This window comes from Paractinoplanes deccanensis, assembly GCF_016862115.1.
In the GTDB taxonomy this organism is placed as follows: Bacteria; Actinomycetota; Actinomycetes; order Mycobacteriales; family Micromonosporaceae; genus Actinoplanes; species Actinoplanes deccanensis.
This window is the reverse complement of sequence record NZ_BOMI01000176.1, coordinates 18,669-38,195: the sequence shown is the minus strand read 5'-3', so window position 1 is coordinate 38,195 and position 19,527 is coordinate 18,669. Positions and strand designations below refer to the sequence as shown.

At 71.8% G+C, this 19,527-nt stretch carries 13 protein-coding genes; 4 read left to right on the top strand and 9 right to left on the bottom strand.

From position 1 onward, the window contains the following. Positions 1-60: 60 nt before the first annotated feature. From Ade02nite_RS41940 to Ade02nite_RS41930, 3 genes are all read left to right on the top strand, one after another. On the top strand, positions 61-1,464 hold the full coding sequence (locus Ade02nite_RS41940) for an MFS transporter (protein ID WP_239169438.1): 1,404 nt from the start codon (positions 61-63) through the stop codon (positions 1,462-1,464). Positions 1,465-1,575: 111 nt separating this feature from the next. Further along, the gene (locus tag Ade02nite_RS41935; RefSeq protein WP_239169437.1) at positions 1,576-2,169 is read left to right on the top strand and encodes a TetR/AcrR family transcriptional regulator; all 594 of its coding nucleotides are present in this window, start codon (positions 1,576-1,578) and stop codon (positions 2,167-2,169) included. Positions 2,170-2,284: 115 nt separating this feature from the next. Continuing rightward, positions 2,285-3,781 (top strand): MFS transporter, encoded by a 1,497-nt coding sequence (locus Ade02nite_RS41930; protein ID WP_203776245.1) that lies wholly within the window; start codon positions 2,285-2,287, stop codon positions 3,779-3,781. 320 nt (positions 3,782-4,101) lie between these two features. Here Ade02nite_RS41930 and Ade02nite_RS41925 read toward each other — a convergent pair whose 3' ends face one another. The 6 genes from Ade02nite_RS41925 to Ade02nite_RS41900 form a co-directional block, all read right to left on the bottom strand. Next, the gene (locus tag Ade02nite_RS41925; RefSeq protein ID WP_203776243.1) at positions 4,102-5,715 is read right to left on the bottom strand and encodes a RecQ family ATP-dependent DNA helicase; all 1,614 of its coding nucleotides are present in this window, start codon (positions 5,713-5,715) and stop codon (positions 4,102-4,104) included. Between the two features lie 59 nt (positions 5,716-5,774). Beyond that, positions 5,775-6,755 carry a permease prefix domain 1-containing protein gene (locus Ade02nite_RS41920; RefSeq protein ID WP_203776241.1) on the bottom strand — a complete coding sequence of 327 codons (981 nt, stop codon included), beginning with the start codon at positions 6,753-6,755 and terminating at the stop codon, positions 5,775-5,777. 74 nt (positions 6,756-6,829) lie between these two features. Further along, positions 6,830-7,297, bottom strand: a complete 468-nt coding sequence (locus Ade02nite_RS51005) for a PadR family transcriptional regulator (protein ID WP_203776239.1) — start codon at positions 7,295-7,297, stop codon at positions 6,830-6,832. A 242-nt stretch (positions 7,298-7,539) separates the two neighbouring features. Then, positions 7,540-7,953, bottom strand: coding sequence for a CBS domain-containing protein (locus Ade02nite_RS41910; RefSeq protein WP_203776237.1), 414 nt, complete (start codon positions 7,951-7,953; stop codon positions 7,540-7,542). 48 nt (positions 7,954-8,001) lie between these two features. Further along, positions 8,002-8,823, bottom strand: coding sequence for an NAD(P)H-hydrate dehydratase (locus Ade02nite_RS41905; protein WP_203776235.1), 822 nt, complete (start codon positions 8,821-8,823; stop codon positions 8,002-8,004). Next, positions 8,807-9,523 (bottom strand): histidine phosphatase family protein, encoded by a 717-nt coding sequence (locus Ade02nite_RS41900; protein ID WP_203776233.1) that lies wholly within the window; start codon positions 9,521-9,523, stop codon positions 8,807-8,809. The genes Ade02nite_RS41905 and Ade02nite_RS41900 overlap by 17 nt, the downstream gene beginning before the upstream one ends. A 324-nt stretch (positions 9,524-9,847) precedes the next feature. On the opposite strand from Ade02nite_RS41900, the gene Ade02nite_RS41895 reads away from it, so the two are divergent. Next, the gene (locus Ade02nite_RS41895; protein WP_203776230.1) at positions 9,848-10,738 is read left to right on the top strand and encodes a sulfite exporter TauE/SafE family protein; all 891 of its coding nucleotides are present in this window, start codon (positions 9,848-9,850) and stop codon (positions 10,736-10,738) included. A 795-nt stretch (positions 10,739-11,533) separates the two neighbouring features. Here the strand turns inward: Ade02nite_RS41895 and pulA are convergent. From pulA to Ade02nite_RS41880, 3 genes are all read right to left on the bottom strand, one after another. Further along, positions 11,534-16,834: a pullulanase-type alpha-1,6-glucosidase gene (gene pulA, locus Ade02nite_RS41890; protein ID WP_239169440.1), complete on the bottom strand. Its 5,301-nt coding sequence runs from the start codon at positions 16,832-16,834 to the stop codon at positions 11,534-11,536. A gap of 106 nt (positions 16,835-16,940) precedes the next feature. Further along, on the bottom strand, positions 16,941-18,689 hold the full coding sequence (locus tag Ade02nite_RS41885) for a glycoside hydrolase family 13 protein (RefSeq protein ID WP_203776225.1): 1,749 nt from the start codon (positions 18,687-18,689) through the stop codon (positions 16,941-16,943). Beyond that, positions 18,686-19,480, bottom strand: coding sequence for a sugar ABC transporter permease (locus tag Ade02nite_RS41880; RefSeq protein WP_203776262.1), 795 nt, complete (start codon positions 19,478-19,480; stop codon positions 18,686-18,688). Before Ade02nite_RS41880 ends, Ade02nite_RS41885 begins: the two co-directional genes overlap by 4 nt. Between the last annotated feature and the right edge of the window lie 47 nt (positions 19,481-19,527).

The following is a 19,527-nucleotide window of genomic DNA, read 5'->3' as shown; positions in this document are numbered from 1 at the left end:
CTGCCCTCTTCTCCCCCGCCCGGGTGTGCGCCGCGCCACGGCGAGGGGTAGACGATCAGGGTGGTTAACAACGTTGGACTGCGGTCCGAGCGCGGGCCCGTCCTCGCCGCCGTCATGCTCTCCACCGCGCTGATCGCGATCGACTCCACGATCCTCGCGACCGCGGTCCCCTCGATCGTCGACGACATCGGCGGCTTCACCGAGTTCCCCTGGCTCTTCTCGGTCTACCTGCTCGCCCAGGCCGTCTCGGTGCCGGTCTACGGCAAGCTCAACGACCTCTTCGGCCGCAAGCCGGTGATCCTCTGGGGCATCGGGCTGTTCCTGCTCGGCTCGATCCTCTGCGGGCTGGCCTGGGGCATGTGGCCGCTGATCGTCTTCCGCGTGGTGCAGGGCCTGGGCGCGGGCGCCATCGCGCCGACCACGATCACGATCGTCGGTGACCTCTACTCCGTGCAGGAGCGGGCCCAGGTCCAGGGGTACGTGGCGAGCGTCTGGGGCATCGCCTCGGTGGTCGGCCCCACGCTCGGCGGCGTCTTCAGCGAATGGCTGGACTGGCGCTGGATCTTCTGGGTCAACATCCCGCTCTGCCTCGCGGCCGGCACGATGATCCTCCGCCGCTTCCACGAGCGGGTCGAGCGCGGCCACCCGGTGATCGACTACCGCGGCGCGGGCCTGCTCACCGCGGGCCTGACCCTGCTGATCCTCGGCGTGCTCGAGGGCGGCCAGGCGTGGGCGTGGGACTCGCCGATCAGCCTCGCGGTGCTCGGGCTCGGCCTGGTGCTGCTGGCCCTGTTCGCGTTCGCCGAGCGCACGGCCGCCGCGCCGGTGCTGCCGCTGTGGGTCTTCCAGCGCCGGCTGCTCGTCACCAGCGGCCAGCTCGCGGTCGGCGTGGGGGCGATCCTGCTGGGGCTGAGCTCGTACGTGCCGACGTACGCCCAGGACGTGCTCGGCACCGGGCCGCTGGTCGCCGGCTTCGCGCTGGCCGCCCTGACGCTCGGGTGGCCGATCTCGGCGAGCCAGGCCGGCAAGGTCTACCTGCGCCTCGGCTTCCGGGCCTGCGCCCTGATCGGCACGGTGCTGGTGCTGATCGGCTCGGCGCTGCTGTTGCTGCTGGACGAGAACGCCTCGATCTGGGCGGTCGGCGCGTACTGCCTGATCATCGGCCTCGGCATGGGCCTGACCGCCGCGCCCACGCTGATCGCGGCGCAGTCCTCGGTCGGCTGGGCCGAGCGCGGCGTGGTCACGGCGAACAACATCTTCCTGCGCTCGCTGGGCAGCGCCCTGGGCGCCGCGGTCTTCGGCGCGATCGCGAACGCGGTGATCGGCAACGGCGACACCGTCGATCCGGCGAAGCTCACCGTCGCCGTCCACCGCATCTTCATCGGCATGGTCCTGGTGGCGATCGTGATGGTCGCCCTGGCGGCGCTGATCCCCCGCGCGGCCGACGAGGCGACGAAGGCGTAGGCCCTGCTGGACCGGGCGTCTCCTGCGTCACAATCGCTTCCGGAGATCGCTTCATGCGCGCGGGAGGCGTAGTGTACGAAACAGTTTCGTTTCGCAGAGGGGGTGGCGTCAGTGGCTGACCAGGCTGGGCGCACCCGCAAGCTCGACCGGGAGCGGGAGCAGGCGATCCTGCGCGCGACCTACGATCTGCTCGGCGAGACGGGCTACCAGGGACTCCGGGTGGACGCGGTCGCCGCCCGGGCCCAGGCGAGCAAGGCCACGCTCTACCGCCACTGGCCCACCAAGGCCGAGCTGGTGACCGACGCGGTCCGGTGCTGCAAGGCCGACGACGCGCCGCTGCCTGACACGGGAACGCTGCGCGGCGACCTGGCGGCCTGGTTCTGCAACATGGCCACCATGATCAGCAGCGAGGAGGGACCGATCCTCGCCGGCCTGTTCATGGCTCTGCACACCGAGCCGGAGCTCGCGACGCAGCTGCGCGACATGCGCGAGTCCAAGCTGCCGCTCGCACAAGCCATCTGCGAGCGCGCCGTGGCCCGCGGCGAGCTGCGCCCCGGTTACGACGCCCACCTGATCGAGGAGATCGTGCCCGCCATGGTCTTCATGCGGCGGTTCGCCCTGGGCGAGCCGCTGGACCAGGCCTTCATCGACCACCTCGTCGACGACATCGTCCTGCCGCTGCTCACCCGGGAGCCGCGCCCCTAGCCCCTCACCCAGCGCCGCACCGCGGCCCGGCTCGACCAAATCCGATTTTTCGCCTTCAGCGCCCTCGCTTCCCTCGCAAGGGCGGATCTCCGCGTGCCCTGAAAGGGGTCTCCTCGTGTCCATCACCACCTCCGACGCTCGTCGCTCGCCGGATATATCGCCTAAGTCGCGATCTCGATGGCTGGCGCTGGCGGTCATCGCGGTGTCCCAGCTGCTCATCGTGCTCGATGCCACGATCGTCAACATCGCGCTGCCGACGGCGCAGCAGGCGCTGCACATCAGCGACGCCGACCGGCAGTGGATGATCACCGCGTACACCCTGGCCTTCGGCGGTCTGCTGCTCCTCGGCGGCCGGATCGCGGACTTCACCGGCCGCAAGCGGGCGTTCATCATCGGCCTGCTCGGCTTCGCCGCGGCCTCCGCGCTCGGCGGCCTCGCCACCAACGCCGGGCTGCTGTTCGCCGCGCGGGCGCTGCAGGGCGCGTTCGGCGCGCTCATGGCACCCGCCGCGCTGTCGCTGCTGACCGTCACCTTCACCGAGCCCAAGGAACGGGCCCGCGCCTTCGGCGTCTACGGCGCCATCGCCGGTGGCGGCGGCGCGGTCGGCCTGCTGCTGGGCGGCCTGCTCACCGAGTACGCCTCGTGGCGCTGGACCCTGCTGGTCAGCACCCCGATCGCCATCCTCGCCGCGCTGGCCGCCGCCCGCTTCGTCGGCGAGAGCCGCGCCGAGGGCAACACCCGCTACGACCTGCCCGGTGCGCTCACCTCCACCGCCGGCCTGGTCGCCCTCGTCTACGGCTTCACCAAGGCCTCCGAGGACGGCTGGGACTCGGCCACCACGATCGGGTTCCTGGTCGCCGCCGCGGTGCTGCTGGTCGCCTTCGTGGTCATCGAGCTGCGCTCGTCGCACCCGCTGCTGCCGATGCGCGTGATCCTCGACCGCAACCGCGGCGGTTCGTTCCTCGCGGCCCTGCTGATCGGCTCCGGCCTGTTCGGGGTGTTCCTGTTCCTGACGTTCTACCTGCAGATCACGCTGGGCTACTCGGCCCTGATGACCGGCGTGGCGTTCCTGCCGTTCACGCTCGGCATCATCCTGGGCGCCGGCTTCTCGGCGCAGCTGCAGACCCGGGTCGGCCCGCGCCTGCTGATGTTCGGCGGCCTGCTGCTGTCCACGGTGGGCATGGTGATGCTGACCCGCATCGGCGTCGACACCGGCTTCTGGACCCACGTCTTCCCGGCCGAGCTGGTGATCAGCTTCGGCATGGGCGTCACCTTCGGCCCGATGTCGAACACGGCCCTCGTGGGCGTCGCCGACCACGACGCCGGCGTGGCCAGCGCGCTGATCAACACCACCCAGCAGATCGGCGGCTCGCTGGGCACGGCCCTGCTGAACACCATCTTCACCTCGGCGGTGGCCGGCTACATCGCCGACCACCAGGCGTCGGCGAGCGACCCGGCGTCGCTGACCGCCGCGGCCACGGTGCACAGCTACACGGTGGCCTTCTGGTGGAGCGCCGCGCTGATCGGCCTGGCGGCAGTGCTCGCCCTGGTCCTGGTGCGCGCCGGCCGCGACGAGGTGGCCGCCAACCCCAACGCCCCCGCCATGGCGTGACCCGCTACTCGCGCCGGAGCTGGTCGCGGGGCCCGCTCCGGCGCCGGTAACGCCGTCCACATGGTCCACTCCGGAACCGGCGCCTGAGGATCGGCCGGGGTGCAATTCGTGCCCGATCGCGGGCCTCGCCCCCGGGGGCCGGCGCGGGCCTCGCTCCGGGCGCAGGCATGGGCTCACCCCGGCGCAGGCCCGGCGCTCGCCCTGGGCCTGCCGTGGGCTCACTCGGCCCGCGGGCTCACTCCGGGCTCGGGCTCACTGCGGGCACGGGCTCACTGCGGGCACGGGCTCACTGCGGGCACGGGCTCACTGCGGGCACGGGCTCACTCCAGGGTGAGCAGGCCGTTGGTCAGGGCCGCCGCGGTCAGGTGGCGGTAGCCGACCGAGTCGAAGGCGACCACCAGTTCGTGATCGTCGCGGCTGAGCAGCGTGCCCGGCCCCCACAGGCGGTGCCGGACGCGCTGCCCGCCGGCGTGCTCACCCCGTACAGCATGGTCGTGCTTTTGATCGTGCTTGTCGTTGTCGCAGGTCCCGCACGGCGGGTCGTACTGCTCGCCGAAGTAGCCGAGCAGCTCGGCCCGCCGGCAGTGCGTCGTCTCGGCGTAGCCCCGGGCGGCCTCGATCCGCGAGCGCAGGATGGCCTGCCGCCGATTGCCGGCGGCGGTGACCTGGCGGAACGCGTCACCCATCGGCGCGGCGAGGACCGCGTCGTTGCCGTCGGGGCGTACGAGACCCAGCTCCAGCAACTCGTCGACCACCCGCTCGGCGGCGGCCCGGCCCACCTTCGCGGCCTCGGCGAGCTCCCTGACGGTCACCCGCCCGGTCGCCGCCTCGATCGCGTCGACCACCGCGTGCACCGACGCGCCGCCCATCCGGGAACGGGCGGCGAGCAGGCGCGGGATCCGTACGGTCCGCGGGTCGTAGACGAGCACGGCGCTCGCCGGCTGCCCGTCGCGGCCCGCGCGGCCGATCTCCTGGTAGTACTCGTCGAGGCTGCCCGGAACGCCGGCGTGCACCACCGTACGGACGTCGGGCTTGTCGATGCCCATGCCGAACGCGCTGGTCGCCACGACCACGTCGAGCCGCCCGGCGAAGAACGCGTCCTGGATCTCGGCGCGGCGGGCGGCCGGCAGACCCGCGTGGTAGGGCTCGGCACGGTACGCGTCGAGGCGCAGCCGCTCGGCCAGGCTCTCGCAGCGGGCGTGGCTCAGCGCGTACACCAGGGTGGGCCCGTCGTGGGCGAGGACCACCTCGACCGTACGGTCGTCGATCGCCTGATCCTCGGGCAGGTCGTGCCGCGCGCGGCGCACCGAGAGCGAGATGTTCGGCCGGTCGAAGTCGGCCACGATCACCCGCGGGTCGCGCATCCGCAGCTGACGGGTGATGTCGGCCTGCACCGGCGGCGCGGCGGTCGCGGTGAGCGCCAGCACGGGCGGGCGGCCGGCGGCCTCGACCACATCGGCGAGCCGCAGGTATTCGGGGCGGAAGTCGTGGCCCCACTCGCTGACCAGGTGCGCCTCGTCGACCGCGACGAGCGTGACGGGCCGGAGGCTGCCGGCGACGGCGGCCAGGGTCTCGGCGTTGGCGAGCTGCTCCGGGCCGAGCATCACGAAGTCGGCCCGCCCGGCGCCGAGCTCGGCGAGCGCGTGCGCCCGGTCGGGGCGATGCTGCGCGGAGTTGAGCATCACCGCCCGTACGGCCTGCCGGGCGGTCATCGACCGGAGCTGGTCGCGCTGAAGGGCGATGAGCGGCGACACCACCACGGTGAGCCCGCCGAGCGCGAGCCCGCCGACCTGGTAGATCGCGCTCTTGCCGCTGCCGGTGGGCAGCACGGCCAGCGTGTCGCCGTGCTCGGTGAGCGCCTCGAGCGCCCGTCGCTGGGCCGGCCGCAGGCTGATCCCGAGCACGTCAGCGGCTATCTGATCAAGCTTGTCCATCCCGGCGGATGCTACCCGCACGAAAGAGCGCCCCCCGGTGTGCGAGGGGCGCTCTGTGTTCAGCCGAACTTGTAGGTGTTGCCCGTACCGGCAACCTTGGTGGGGATGCCCCGGCGGGCGCGCTCGCCGCGGACGGCGACCTCGGCGATGTCCCAGAGGGCGCCGGCGACGGTCACCACGATGGCGGCCGGGGTGATCCAGTCGAGCAGGTTGTCGCCGCTGTCGGTGATCCAGTCGAACGCCGGGTTGAAGAAGCGGTCGGAGGCGAGCAGCCAGACCATGAGGGCGCCGGCGGCGGTCGCCAGGACGGCGTTGACGACGGTGACGGCGCGGGTCCAGGCACCCTGGCGGTAGAGCCAGACGGCCCAGAGGGCCTTGAGGGCGACGAGCACGATCAGCAGCGGCCACCAGAACGACCAGCCGTCGGGGTCGAGCACGGGCTCCTCGGTGAAGGTGAACTGCTGCAGCACGATCGCGGCGATCACGATCACGGGCCAGGCGACGTACGTCACGAGCTGGCCGACGGTGATCGCCCGCGGCTCGTACCGCGGCAGGTCGTCGAGGCTCCACGCGCCGCCGCGAAGCTCCGCCTTGCCGAGCCCGGTGCGCTCGATGACGGCGAAGGTGAGGGTGGTCCAGAACGCGAGGTGCGCGCCGACGGTGAGCAGGGAGCCGATGGCGCCGCCGATGATGTCGCCGGCCTTCGGGTCGTCGCCGAAGAGAGCCACGACGGTGGTGACCACGACGACGATGGGCAGCACGGTGGTGAAGAGCATCATCATGAAGCGCCGCCACACCCCGTACAGCTCGGGGCCGATCAGGAAGTTGGGTCTGTCGGCGTAGCTGTCGGCGAGCTTGTCGGGGTCGCCGAGCTCGAGCAGCGCCCGCTCGACGGCGGCGTCCCGGGGCTCACCGGCCTCGACACGGGCGTCGACAGCGTCGTCGATGGAGGCGCGCAGCTCCCGGTCGATGTCGGCGCGCTGCTGCTCGGGGATGCGGCGGAGGGCGGTGTAGACGTAGCGGTCGACGAGGCTGGTCATCTGTGACTCCCACGGCTGGTGACGGAATCGCTGTTCATGGGGCTGGCTGTGCGGGGCTGGCGCACCGACCTGGGTCACGATCGGCTCTTGGGCTCGGCGTTGGCTCCGGCTCTTGCTCCGGCGGTCGGCGGGGCGCCGAGATCGTCGGGGGTCGGCGGGGCGCCGAGATCGTCGGGGGTCGGCGGGGCGCCGAGGTCGGGGGCGGGTGAGCGGCCGCCCTCCAGGTCGTTGATGGCGCGGTCGAGGCGGTCCCACTCGACGCGCAGGTTGATGGCGAGGGCGTCGCCGTGCGGGGTGGTCCGGTAGAACTTGCGCGGCCGGGCCTCGTCGGTGTTCCACTCGCTGGCCAGCAGGCCCTGAGCCTCGAGCCGGCGCAGCAGCGGGTAGAGCGTGTTGGCCTCGACCTCGAAGCCGGCCTCACTGAGCGTCTCCAGCAACGAGTAGCCATAACCCGGAGTGCGGAGAACCAAGAGGCTGGCGACGACGACCGTGCCCCGGCGGAGCTCTTGGAGGTGGCCGGCGAGCGTCGCTTCCGTTGTCATGAGTAACACCATACTGTGCGACACACACTATGGCAATGCCGCACACCAAAGTGCCGAGCACGATGAGGTGTCCATGCGCTTGATCGGCGGCGCACAACGAGGTGGGATGACGAGGCCGTGCGCGCGCGTTTAATCGGCGGCGCACAACGAGGTGGGGCGACGAGGCATGCAAACGCCCCGCCCGGTCTGGCCGGGCGGGGCGTTACGAGGTTGCGTTCGTGAGTGCCAGGTGGCGGTGGCGCCTACTCGCTGATGGCGTCGATCAGGTCGCCCACCGGGCGGTCCGGCAGGGCGCGGGCCACGTCGGCTACCGCGACGATGCCGACCAGCTGGTGGCCGTCGATGACGGGCAGGCGGCGCACCTTGTACTGGGACATCGTCCGAAGAATCTCGGTCGTGTCGTCGTCGGCGCCGATCGTGACGGGCTTGCCCTCGCCCAGCTCACCGGCCGTGATGTCGCCGGGGTTGCGGCCCTTGGCCAGGGCCTTCACGACGATGTCCCGGTCGGTGACCATGCCCTTCAGGCGGTTGTCCTCGCCGCAGATCGGCAGCGAGCCGACGCCCAGGTCGGCCATCTTCTTGGCGGCGTCCGCGAGCGTCTCCTTCTCACCCACGCACGTGACGTCGGGAGTCATGATCTCGCGAGCGGTGGTCATCGGTACCTCCCTTTCGTGATGAGTTGCTTACCAAAGGCGATACCCCGCTCAGACCGTCGCAATCGTGTGGGCCACTTCCTCGACGAGCTCCCTGGCCAGGAACCCGGTGCGGCCGTGCCGCAGGGCCAGCCGCTGCCCGCTGACCGCGTGCACGTACGCGCCCCAGCAAGCCGCCTGCGCCGGAGCGGCACCCCGAGCGAGCAGGCCCGCCACGATCCCGGCACGCGCGTCGCCGCTGCCCGACGTACCCAGGCCGACGTCGCCGCTCTCCTCGACCCAGCGCCGTCCGTCCGGGCTCGCGATGTGGCCGTAGAGGGACACCACCGCGCCGTACCTCTCCGCCAGCTCGGCCGCCGCCGGGCCCGGGTCGTCGCCCGGCGCGCGCCCGAGCAGATGCTCCGCCTCCACCAGGTTCGGCGTCAGCACCGCCCGCCCCGGCCGCGGCAGGAGGCTCGCGTCCTTGCTCAGAGCGCCGAGGGCGTACGCGTCCAGCACCACCGCCGTGTCCGGCCCCGCCGCGCCGAGCACGTCGCGCATCAGCTCCGTCGTACGGCCGATGTCGTCCAGACCCGGCCCGAGCGCGATGACGTCAGCGCCCTCGGCCAGCTCGGTGCCGGGCAGGCCGACCACCTTGGCCTCGGGCACCGCGATGCTCAGCGCGATCGTCGTCTCCTCCGCCACCGCGAGCTGGAGCCGGCCCGCCCCTGCCCGCAACGCCGCCTCGCCCGCCAGCAGCACGGCGCCGGGCGTGAACTTCGAGCCACCGACGACGAGGACGGTGCCGCGCGACTCCTTGCCGCCGCTCGGGTCGGGCAGCGGCCACTCGCGCAGCACCTTCGGGGTGATGACCCGCTCAGACGGGCTCGGCATTGACGTCCTCCTGCTTGGTCGGCGGCGCGCCCTCGCGGTGCAGGTGCTCCACGGCGTTGAACGCCTCCGGCACCAGCAGGTCACCCTCGCGCCGCCAGCTGCTGATGGAGCAGTTCGCGATCGTCGTACGGTGGGCGATCGCCATCAGTGCCTGCTCGTCCAGCCGTTCCGCGAGGTAGCGCACCAGCATCACGGTCGCCTCGTGCGCGAAGAACACGACCCGGCCGCCCGGATGGTCCTCGCGCACCTCCCGCAGCAGCGCCCGCAGCCTGAGCAGCACGTCCGCCCACGACTCCCCGCCCGGCGGCCGGTAGTAGAACTTCCCCAGCCGGCTGCGCCGCCGCGCCTCGTCGGGCAGCCGCGCCTGCACCCCGCGGCCGGTGAGCAGGTCGAGGATCCCCAGCTCCCGGTCGCGCAAGCGCTCGTCCACCACGAGCGGCACGCCCTTGTCGCCCAGAGCCAGCTCCGCCGTCTGCCGCGTCCTCAGGTACGGCGACACGATCGCCACGTCGGGCGGCCGCTCGGCCAGGTGCTCGCCGACCGCGCGCGCCTGCTCACGCCCGAGATCGGAGAGGGGTACGTCGGCGTCCCGCTCCGGAATCTCGATCACCTCGGCGCCGCCCGCCTCGGCGGCCTGCGCGGTCACGTTCCCGGTGCTCTGCCCATGCCGGATCACGGCAAGCCACTGGAGCTCTTCCATGCCAGCGCCCATACCCGCGAGCGCGCCGCGCAATCCCCACCCGCCCAGACCGGGACATATCGGGCTGTGGAGGGAACCGGGCGAAACGGGCTGTGGAGGGAGACCGGCGAAACGGGCTGTGGAGGGAGACCGGCAAAACGGGCCGTAGACGGGACACGGACGAAAAACGTGCCGTGGAGGGAGACGTTGCCCTCCTGGCTGTGGACGAGGGACAACGACGGAACCGGTGACAGGGTCAGCGCGTGTCATCCCGGCAGGTAGGAAACTCGTCAATCTCCACCGAATTAGTGGACAAGGTGGGGGATCGTTTCGCAGACTCGTCCGATGGATCTCACCCTGGCGCTCGCGGGGCTCGGCGTCGGCATCGTCGTCGGGCTCACCGGCATGGGCGGCGGCGCGCTGATGACGCCGATTCTGGTGCTCGTGTTCGGGGTGCCCCCGGTCGCGGCGGTTTCGAGCGACCTGGCGGCGAGCGCGGTCATGAAGCCGTTCGGCGGAGCCGTGCACGCGCGCCGGGGCACGGTCAACTGGGCGCTCGTCAGATGGCTGTGCGTCGGCAGCGTGCCGGCGGCGTTCGCGGGAGTGCTCCTGCTGCGCCTGCTGGGCGACGACGAAACGGTGCAGCAGTCCATCCGGATCGCGCTCGGCGTGGCTCTTGTGCTGGCGGCAGCCGGGCTCGTGCTCAAGTCGTGGGCCGCCCGCCGGCGCGGAGGCGACACCGGACCGCCCGAGCCCATCACGGTCAAGCCGCTGCCGACCGCGCTGCTGGGCGCCGCGGGCGGCCTGGTCGTCGGCCTCACGTCCGTCGGGTCCGGCTCGCTGATCATCGTGGCGCTGCTGGCCCTCTATCCGAAGCTGCGCGCCAACGACCTGGTCGGCACCGACTTGGTGCAGGCCATCCCCCTGGTCACGTCGGCGGCCCTGGGCCACGCCCTCTTCGGCGACCTCCAGCTTGACCTGGCCGGCGCGGTCCTGCTCGGCTCGATCCCCGGCGTGCTGATCGGCTCGCGGATCTCCTCTCGCGCACCCGCCGGCCTGGTGCGCACCGCGCTCGTGATCGTGCTGCTGGCCAGCGCGCTCAAGCTCTTCGACCTGCCGACGGCCCTGGTAGGCGCCGCCACAGCCGCCGCGGTCCTGATCGCGGTCGCCATGAAGTTCGTCCCTCGCCGCCGCATCGAGCCCGAGCCGGAACGCGAGCCCGTCAGCGTCCCCTGACCCGAGTCGATCAGCGGCACAAGCCGCCCCCTCAACGACGCGGGTTGCGGAAAACGTGCGGTCTTGCTGAGCGCCAACGAGAGAGAACGGTCAGCCTCGCCGGGCGCCGCGATCGCGGACACAACGTTCGGCCCTCGGCCGACACCCAACGAGATAGAACGTTCGGTCTCGCGCAAGCACCCCACCGCCACGACAAACCCTCGGCACCCCCGGTCGCCGCCATCACGGACACAACGTTCGAACCTCGGCCAACACCCCACGAGATAGAACGTTCGGTCTCGCGCAAGGACCCCCGCCCCGACAGAACCCTCGGCGCTGATGGTCGGGCCAGCAAGAAAGAACGTTCGGTCTCGTGGGACACCGCCACCGCCACCGCCACCGGCACGGCCACGGCGACGCCCACGACAGAACGTTCTGTCTTGTGGGGCAGCGCCGGCCGGCAAGACAGAACGTTCGTTCTTGCGTTGAGCCCGCGGCAGCAGCCGCAGTGCCGGTCGGGGCCGCAGTACCGGCCCGGGCGGCGGTGCTGGTGGGGGCGGCGGTGCCGCGGAGCCGAACTGCCGCGGAGCGGCGATTACGGGGAACGGCAGCGCGGAGGGGAAACGGTGCCGAGAGGGCCGCAACGCGGGCTGGGGAGGCGGGTACCCCTTGGGTCGCGGCGCCGAGAGGATCGCGTGCCGGTGGGAGCCGCAGGGCCGATGACAGCCGCAGGGCCGATGACAGCCGCAAGGCCGATCACGCCGCGGTGCCGGTGCGCGGGATTGTGGCCGCGCGCACCGGCACCGCTCGACGGCGTCAGCTCTGCACGAAGACCGCCGTGGTGCGGGCCGGCACGGTGAAGGTTCCCGTGGCCGCCGCGAAGGAAGCCGTGCGCACCAGTGGGTCGTGCGAAGCGCGCTGCGCCGGGTGGAGCGCCACCTTCTGGCCCGCCGCTGACGGGAGGGTTTGGGTGGCGGCCGCCGAGGTGCTGTTGAAGATGACGGTTACCGACTTCCAGCGTGGGTCGAGGCCCCGTCCGTCCAGGGTCATGGTGATGACCCCCGGGGTCTCGTCCGGGCCGGAAAGCGGGAACGCCAGCCGCTTCTGCACCTCGGCGGCGGTCAGGAGGCCGAAGACCGGGGAGGAGCCGCGGATGGCGAGCAACTCCTTGTACCGGGCATCGGCCAGGGAAACGGCCTCGCACGAAGGCACGAGCGCGCGGTCGGTGAGCAGCGGCCGGGCATAAGGCCATTTGTCCGCGTTGTCGGCGGCGGGAGGCAGGCCGCGGCCGAAGCCGTTGCCCGCGGAGCAGTCCCAGATGATCTGGTTGAACCAGTCGCCCGAATTGTACGAGTTGCGGTCGAGGGACTTGGATCGCAAGCGCTCGGAGCCCAGGGCGAAGAAGCCGGCACCCTGCCCGAGCGCGGTGGTGGACAGCGCGACCGACTGCAACCGGGCGCGGTCGACGGCCGAGGTCGCCTGTGGCAATTTGTAGGCGAGCGCGTCGTACAGCACCTCGTTGTCATGCGCGTCGACATAGGTGATCGCCTCGCCGGGCGCCGCCGTATAGCCGGCCGGCGACCCGTTGTAGTCGATCTGGGCCCCGGTGACCGGAGCGCCGGTCGACGACACGAAGCGGTACGACGCCAGGTTGCCGCTGAGCCCCACCTTGATCAGGTCTTGGTAGTGCGGCAGCCGGGTGGCCGCGTCCGCGTTCACCGGGTCGCCGTTCGGGGCCGACAGCAGGCCCGAGGCGAAGCCCTGCACCCGCGGGTTCGCGTCGAAGGGCCCGCCACCGCGGACGGCGTCGCGCAGCCGGTCGTTGAACGTGCCGATGCCCGTGCCCGCCATGGTGGCCTGGGTCGCCTGCTCGAAGCGCGCGCCCCCGGCCACCTCGCCGAAGTCCCAGCCCTCGCCGTACACGTAGATGCTCTTGCCGTCGACCCCGTCCCGGGCGAGCGTCAGCCTGTCGAGCGCCGCCCGCACGGCCAGGATGTTGGCCTTCGGGTGGTGGCCCATCAGGTCGAAGCGGAAGCCGTCGATCTTGTAGGCCCTCGCCCACGTCACGATCGAGTCGACGACGAGCTTGCCCATCATGGTGTTCTCGGGTGCCGTGTTGGCGCAGCACGTCGAGTTGGCCACGGTTCCGTCGGCGAGCAGCCGCTGGTAGTAGCCCGGAACGATCTGGTCGAGCACCGATGTGGCGTCCGTGCCGGCCGCCGAGGTGTGGTTGTAGACCACGTCCATCACGACGCGCAGCCCGGCCTTGTTGACGCCGGCCACCATCTCGCGGAACTCGCGGGTGCGCTGGGACGGATCGACCGCGTAGCCGCCCTCGGGCACCGTGTAGTGCAGCGGGTCGTACCCCCAGTTGTAGCCGTCCGTCGCCGCCACGGCCGCCACGCACTCCTGCTGCCGCGCGGAGTCCGGCGGCAGCGCCGCGAGATCACACGGGGGCTGCGCCTGAGCGGCCCGGTTTTCCGGAATTGTCGAGAAGTCGAACACCGGCAGCAGGTGCAGGTGCGTGGTCCCCGCGGCGGAAAGCGACGCGAGCTGCCGCATACCATCGGAAGAAACGGCAAACGCTCGATATGTCCCCCGAGCGGCAGCGGGCACCGACGAGTCGGCCATCGAGAAGTCCCGAACCGACAACTCCGCAATCTGGATCTTGGCGGCAGGAACGGCGGCCGGCTTGCGCAGCGTCGACCAGCCCGAGGGCGCCAGCGCCGGATCACCCAGATCCACGATGCGGCTCAGCTGAGAGTCGGTCGAGAGCCCCAGGCTGTACGGGTCGGTGACGGCCGCCGTGACCACCTTCTGCGCCGCCGGCTGCCACGCCGTCACCGAGTACTTGTAGTACTTCCCCTTCCACGACGCAGGACCGCGAACCGACCACACCCCGGTACGGTCGTCGCGCGCCATCGGCACCGTCGACGGCGCGGCGGTCGCGGTGTCGTACAGCTGAAGCGAGACCTTCTGCGCGGTGGGCGCCCACACCGACAGCGTCGTGCCCACCGGCCCCAGCGAGGCCGAGGCGGCCGCCGCGTAGACGTCGTCGAGCACCCCGGCCGTCTGCACCCCGGTCGCCGCGAGCAGCTCGCCGCTCGCGTCCCGTTCGGTGACGGCGACCTGGCCGCGCAGGATGTCCTTGATCGCGACCCCGGGCGGCAGGCGGAACGCGTCGTACTGCCACAGGTGCGGGAACTTCGCCCGCTGCGCCTCGGTCAGCCCGCCCCGCAGCGCGCTCAGCCGCACCGAAGGCGACGACGCGAGGTCGACGCCGTTCGGGGCGTACACCAGGTCGTACACCTTGCCGTCGGTGTCGCCGCCCGGCCGCCAGGCGATCGTGGTCCGGTCGATCCACACGGCCGACGACTTCGTCAGGTCGACGACGCCACCCGCCCCGGTCCGCTTCACGACCGGCGCGAGCCGTGGCGACTCCCCGCCCAGCAGCCAGATCTCGCGGCCGCCGTCGGCGAACGTGAGCTTCTGGTCGTCCGGCAGGTCCTTGGCGTCTCCCTTGTGGAGGATGTAGCTCAGCGCGGTGGCGCCGGCCGCCAGCGGCACCCGGAAGAACACGCCGAACGCGTCGGTGCCCGCCGGTCGCAGCGGCGACGCCCAGTCGGTCGGGTTCGCCGCGCCGTCCCAGACGTGCAGGCCCCAGCCGTCGTAGTCCCCGTCCGCGCGGCGGTAGTGGAGGATCGCCGTGTCCTGGTCCTGCGGCGGGTCCGGCTCACCGGTCGCCGCCTGCCGGGACGGATAGACCGTCGCGTCGCCCTGCTTCAGCCACACTTCCGGTGTCGCCGACGGGTCGAGGAAGCGGTCCGCGTCGACGTCCTTCACCCCGTCCTTGCTCACCACGATGAAGCCCAGGTTCTTGGCGTTCGGGGCCAGTCTCACGTACGCGAAGCGCCCGTACGAGTCCTCGCCCACGAACGGCTGTCCCTGCGGCCACGTGGTCGTCATCGACGGGTCGACGTCGCCGAAGACGTAGAGCCCATGGTCGTCGTACCCGCCCGCCGGCCGCTGGTAGTGCACCACCGCGTAGTCCGGGCTGACCGCCACCACCGGCGTGCCGACCTTGATGCTGGTGCTCGTGGACGCGAGCCGTCCCTTGCCGTCGCGCACCACTGCCTTGTAGCGCACCGGCGTTCCCCCGGCCAGTCCGGTGAGGTCGTGATGCACCGTGTACGGCGCCCGGGCCGCCGTGCCGACAACCTTCCACGGCCCGTCCCCCACCTGCGCCGCGAAGGTCACCGACGCCAGCGGATCTCCCGAGACAGAGGCGGTCACGGCCGTACGGGTGGGAACGAGCGCCCCGGCGGCGGGCGCGCCGATCGTGACGGCCGGCCCGGCCGCCGGAACCGCGACGGGGGTGTCCGCGCGCAGCGTCACGGCCGACAGCGCGGGCACGGTGATCGTCAGCTTGCCGCCTGCGGCGGCGGCCGTGACCGCGTGCGTGCCGTAGACGCCGCGGAAGGTCTTCCCCGCCGACCAGGTGTCGACGGTGACCGTCTGCGGTGTGGTCGCGCTGTTCGCCGCGATCACGTACTCGTTGCGCTCGGCCGGGTCCACGCGGGACGCCGCGAAGACGCCCGGCCCGTCCGCCGCGTACCGCGTCACCTGAACGCCGTCACGCAGCGCCGGATGGGCCTTGCGCAGGGCGCCGAGCGCGGCGATGGTCCGGTAGAGCGGGTGCGCGGTGTTGTAGTTGTCCACCGCGTGCGTGCGGTCCGTGCCGATCAGGTCGTCGTCGAGGTAGTCGGCCGTCTTCGACGCGAAGAGGTCCTGCCGCGCGTCCTTGTCGCCGCCCGGCCCGGTGAAGCCCTGCTCGTCGCCCGAGTAGACCACCGGCTGGCCGCGGGTCAGGAACATCAGCTCGTGGGCGAGCTGGTCGCGGCGCAGCTTGCCCGCGTCGTCGGCGCCGGTCGCGGCGATGAACGACCCGATGCGGCCCATGTCGTGGTTGCCGAGGAAGGTGGGCAGGCTCGCCGCCGAGGTGTCGCGCGCCGTGTAGAGGTCGTCCTTCGCGTACAGCTCGGCCAGCGCCTTGGCGGAGCCTGATCCGGCGACGAAGCCCTGCGCCGCCGCCTGGAACGAGAAGTCCAGCGTGGCCGGCAGGCCGCCCTGCCGCACGTACGACGACTCGATCTCCTGGTCGGCGCTGTAGACCTCGCCGAACATGAAGAAGTCCTTCTTGCCGGCGCGGCCGGCGGCCCGGTCGATGCCGGCGCTGAACTGCGGCCAGAAGTCCATGTCGACGTGCTTCACGGTGTCGAGCCGGTAGCCGTCGATGCCGGCGTAGCCGATCCAGTGCGCGTAGATGTCGGTGAGCCCGCGCACCACCTCGGGCCGCTCGGTCCACAGGTCGTCGAGCCCGGAGAAGTCGCCGTACTCGCTGTTCTCGCCGGCGAACGTGGAGTTGCCGCGGTTGTGGTACATCGTCGGGTCGTTCAGCCAGGCCGGGACCTTCACCGTCTTGTCGGCGGCGGAGGGAAACACCGGGGTGTACGGGAACGACGCCGTCGACACGCGCGGGAAGCCGGCGTTGCGGTCCTCGAACGGGCGGCCCTGCGCGTCCTCGTACGGGCTCGTGGCCTTGTCGATGTAGTCGTATTTGTTCTCGGCGTACTGGATCACATCCGCGGTGTGGTTGGCGATGATGTCGAGGTAGACCCTCATGCCGCGCTGGTGGGCGAGCCGGACCAGCTTGCGCAGCTCCTCGTTGCTGCCGAAGTGCGGATCGACCTGGGTGAAGTCGGTGATCCAGTAGCCGTGGTAGCCGGCCGAGATGTCGTCGCCGCTGCCCTGCACGGGCCGGTTCTTGAAGATCGGCGCGAGCCAGATCGCCGTGGTGCCGAGGCCCTGGATGTAGTCGAGCTTGCTGATCACGCCGGCCAGGTCGCCGCCGTGGTAGAAGCCCTTGTCGGTGACGTCGAGCCCGGTCTTGAGGCGGTCGCCGGTGAGGCCGCCCTTGTCGTTGGCGGGCGACCCGTTCGCGAACCGGTCGGGCAGCACGAAGTAGTACTGCTCCCCCGGGTTGACCAGGTCGGAGCCCCACTGCGCGACGACGGCGTCGCTCGGCGCCGCGGCCCGTGCCGGTGACGAGACGAGCATGCCGGCGACGAGCGACAGTACGGCGGCGGCACTGAGCCACCGTCTTCTCGAGACCACTGTGTCCCCTTCATCCACGGTTTTCATTCTGTTTCCGCTGCGGGAAAGCTCAGCCGTTCAGAGCCCAGACCTGCACGGCCGGGCCGTAGCCATCGATGGCGGTGGAACCATCGGGTTCGGTGTGCAGCGGCTTCGCGCCGCCGTAAAGGTTCTCCCAGCTCGCGCCGGGAGCCAGGCCGGCGAGGGCCAGTGGGCGGCCGGGCGAGCGCCGGGCCAGCACCAGCACGCTCTGCGCCGCGCTCTCGCGCAGGAAGACGAGGCTGTCGCCGTCGGCGTGCACCCAGCGCAGGCCGCCCCGGCTCAGCGCCGGCGACGACCGCCGCAGCGCGATCAGCTCCGGATAGCAGCCGAGCACCGGGGCGTCCCAGCGCATCGGCACGCGCGCCTCCTCGTTGTTGGCGCCGGTCAGGCCGAGCTCGTCACCGGCGAACACCATCGGCGTGCCGGGCAGCGTGAACAGCAGGCCCGCCGCGACCTCGTGCCGCTCGCGCGAGCCGACCACCGTACGGATGCGGGCCGTGTCGTGCGACCCGAGCAGCTGCCAGGACGTCGTCCACGAGCGCCACGACATCTGCGCCGCGAAGGCCGTCATCGTCGCGGCCACCGCCTCCGCTCCGGCCCGCGGCATCCGCTCGGGCACGCCGAGGAACCCGTCGAACGGCAGGTCGTCGGCGCGCAGCCAGCTCCACACCGGACGGGTGAAGCCGGAGTAGTTCATCGTGCCGTGCCAGCCGTCGCGGTCCAGGTCGCCGCCCGCGTCGTGCGCGTGCTCGGCGATCAGCAGGCCGTCCGGCCGCACGTCGAGCACCGCGCGGCGCAGCATCGCGGCGACCTCGTGGGTCCGGTCGTCGGCGCCGTGCCGGGCCGTCATGTTCGCGACGTCGACGCGCCAGCCGCTCAGGGCGTACGGCTCGGCCAGCCAGTGCTGGACGACCGCCCGGAACCGGCGGCGGAGCTCGGCGCTGCCCCAGTTGAGCTTCGGCAGGTCCGCGACGCCCAGCCAGGACTCGTAGCCGCCGTCGTCGCGCCGGTAGTAGAGGTCGTCGTCGGGGAACCAGTCGTGCGACGCGCCCGTGTGGTTGGTGGTCAGGTCGCCGAGCAGGCGGAGGCCGCGGTCCCGGGCCGCGGCGGACAGCCGCTCGAGCGCGCCGTCGCCGCCGAGCAGCGGATCCACGTGGTCGAAGGTGGTCGCGTCGTAGCGGTGGTTGGACCGGGCCGGGAAGAACGGCGTCAGATAGACGGTGTCCGCGCCGAGCCCGGTGACGTGGTCGAGGTGGCGGGCTATCCCGTCCAGGTCGCCGCCGTAGAGGGTGCGCAGCGTGTCCGGCCCGCGCACCACGGGGTCGTCCCAGTCCGCGCCGACGGCCCAGGCGGGAAGCTCGCGGGCGGCCGAGCGGGCGTACCGATCGGGGAATATCTGATAGACCACGGCGTCGCGCGCCCACGACGGCGGCGGCGGATGGGCGACGAGGCGGAAGTCGGTGGCGTCCGGCACGTCGTGCGTGGTCAGCCCCATGCCGGTCAGCCAGCGCACGCCCCGGGTCGTCCCGAGCAGGAAGCGGTACGACGTGACCGGGTTGTGCACCGGCAGCTCGGCCCGCCACCACGTGTCGCCGCCCGGCCCGCGCCGGTCGACGGCCGCCGACGTGAAGACCGGCTCGCCGTCGCGGACCCAGCGCATGTGGACGCGGGACACGCCCGTGCCCCGCGGCACCCGCACGAAGACGGCGACCGTGTCGCCGAGCGCGGGCGCCGGATCGCTGACGTAGAGCTCGCTTCCGTCGTGGTGCGGCCTCATCCCTTGACCGCTCCCGCTGTCAGCCCGTCGGTGATGTAGCGCTGGAGCAACTGGAAGACGAGCACGGTCGGGATCGCCGTGAGCAGCGTGCCGGCGCAGAACATGCCGAAGTTGGCGTCGCGCTCGCCGGCCACCAGGCCCCACAGCCCGACCGAGAGCGTCTTGGCGCCGGTGTCGGTGAGGAACACGTTCGCGATGAGGAACTCGTTGATGGTGCCGATGAAGGCGAGCAGCCCGGTCACCGCGAGGATCGGCGCGACCAGCGGCAGCAGGATGCGGAAGAACACCTGCGCGTGCCCGGCCCCGTCGATGGTGGCCGACTCGTCGAGCTCGCGCGGCACGGTGTCGAAGAAGCCCTTCATCAGCCACGTGTTCACGCCGAGCGCCCCGCCGAGGTAGAGCAGGATCAGGCCCCACCACGTGTTGAAGCCCAGCGGCGGCCAGTAGTCGGTGATCACCGAGAACATCAGGAAGATCGCCACGATGGCCAGGAACTGCGGGAACATCTGGATCAGCAGCAGCGACAGCAGGCCCACGCGGCGGCCCCGGAAGCGGCGGCGGCTGAACGCGTACGCGGCGAGCGCGCTCAGGAACACCGAGGCGGCCGACGCGGTCGCCGCGATCACCACCGAGTTGAGGAACCAGTCGCCGAACGCGGTGCCGCCGAGCAGGTTGCCGAAGTTGCCGAGCGAGGCGCCGGTCGGCACCAGCGTCGACGACGAGAGCGTGCCGAGCGGGTTGAGCGCCGCCGAGAAGACGAAGACGATCGGCACCATCGCGAAGACGAGCATGACGACGGCGACCAGATGACGCCAGCCGACCTGCCTGATCCAGCGGG